2 protein-coding genes are annotated in these 1,657 nt (G+C 74.6%); one reads left to right on the forward strand and one right to left on the reverse strand.

The genetic code is table 11. The annotated features are described in order from the left end of the window. A partial coding sequence (locus DKL51_RS32500; RefSeq protein ID WP_438819686.1) for an SCO6745 family protein occupies positions 1 to 413 on the reverse strand: 413 nt, incomplete at its 3' end. 112 nt (positions 414 to 525) lie between these two features. Between DKL51_RS32500 and DKL51_RS32505 the strand changes: the two genes are divergently transcribed. After that, the coding region (locus tag DKL51_RS32505) for a GAF domain-containing protein (RefSeq protein WP_124813162.1) at positions 526 to 1,657 on the forward strand (1,132 nt) is incomplete at its 3' end.

Genomic DNA, 1,657 nt, shown 5'->3' on the forward strand with positions numbered 1-1,657 from the left:
GCCCGGCTGTCCGGCGTGGACCGGGCGAGCGCCGCGGCCTCGGCCAGTTCCGGGCTGTCGACCCGGTCGCCGAGCAGGGCGCGCAGCGCCCGGTCCACGCCGGACAGCCGGGCGTCGAGGACCTTCACCGGGTCGGCGGTCGACCAGATCGCCGGCACGTACTCGGCGACCATCCGAGGGCTGAAGCTGTAGTAGGTGGCGGTGACCAGTTCCGGCCCGACCGCGCCGAGCGGGGCGGAACGCAGCGCGAAGTATCCGGGCCAGCGCTCATCGGTCGGCAGGCCGAGGGCCGCCGCCTCCTCGGTCAGCTCCGGCGCGTAGTAGACCAGCGCGTGCACCGGCTCGATCAGGTGCCACAGCTGCCGGACCATCTTCGGTTCCATGTCGTCCTCCCCGGCGTTGACCCCGTTCATCTTGTCGATGACAAGTTTGTGCCTGACCCGCTAACTTGTCAATGACAAGATGGGCGGGCGGCTTGGCGACGGGGGGTGAGCTGGGTCACGATGGGCGCGAGGAGGTCGCCCGATGGCTGACCCGTGGCTCGCCCTGGAGTTCGGCGCCGATCCTGCGGAGCGGATCGCGCAGATCGGTGCCGCCCATGAAGCGTTCGTCAACGCCGGCGCGGCGCCGCGGGTCCGTGAGGTGGTCGCCGAGTCCTGGCGACGCTCCGCCGGGGCGCTGCTGGACCCGGAAGCCACCGCCCCGGTCGACCTGACCGACAACGCCCTGGAGAGCTACCGCGCCGCCCACCCGCTCGCCCGGGTGCTGCCCCTGTTCCGGGACCTGCTCGGTGGCATCGCGCAGGACGGCGCGCACCTGATGGCGGTCTGCGACGCGTACGGGCGGCTGCTCTGGGTGGAGGGACATCCCGGAGTGCTCCGACACGCCGAGCGGATGAACTTCCTCCCCGGCGCCCGGTGGGACGAGGCGCACGCCGGCACCAACGCCCCCGGCACCGCCCTCGCGATCGACCACAGTGTGCAGATCTTCGCCACCGAGCACTTCGTCCGGCCGGTGCAGCGCTGGACCTGCGCCGCCGCCCCCATCCACGACCCGACGACCGGGCGGCTGCTCGGCGCCGTCGACATCACCGGCGGCGACCATCTCGCCAACCCGCAGAGTCTCGCCCTGGTCCGGGCCACCGCCCGGGCGGCCGAGGCGTTCCTGGCCAGCGCCGCGCCGATCGAACCGGACGTGGTGCACGTGGCCGCCCTCGGCCGCGACGAGGCGGAGCTGCGCGTCGGCGGGCGCCGGATCCGGCTCGGCCGCCGGCACAGCGAGCTGCTGGTGCTGCTCCTCGACCACCCCGAGGGGCGTACCGGGGAACAGCTCGGCCTCGACCTCTACGGCGACGACCGGCTGCACCCGGTCACCCTGCGCGCCGAACTGTCCCGGCTGCGCCGGGCGCTCGGCCCGGAGCTGCTCGACTCCCGCCCGTACCGGCTGCGCGGGAGCGTGCGCGCCGACTTCCGTACCGTCACCGATCTGCTGGAACGCGGCGACCCGGCGGGGGCGCTCCAGGCGTACCAGGGGCCCCTGCTGCCCGGGTCGGACGCGCCGGGAGTGGCCCGACTGCGCCGGCTGGTCGACGGGCAGCTCCGCGCGGCCGTGCTGGCCGCCGCGGACCCCGCGCTGCTCGCGGCCTGGACCGCGACGC

It is taken from the genome of Micromonospora globispora (genome assembly GCF_003857015.1).
GTDB lineage: Bacteria > Actinomycetota > Actinomycetes > Mycobacteriales > Micromonosporaceae > Micromonospora > Micromonospora globispora.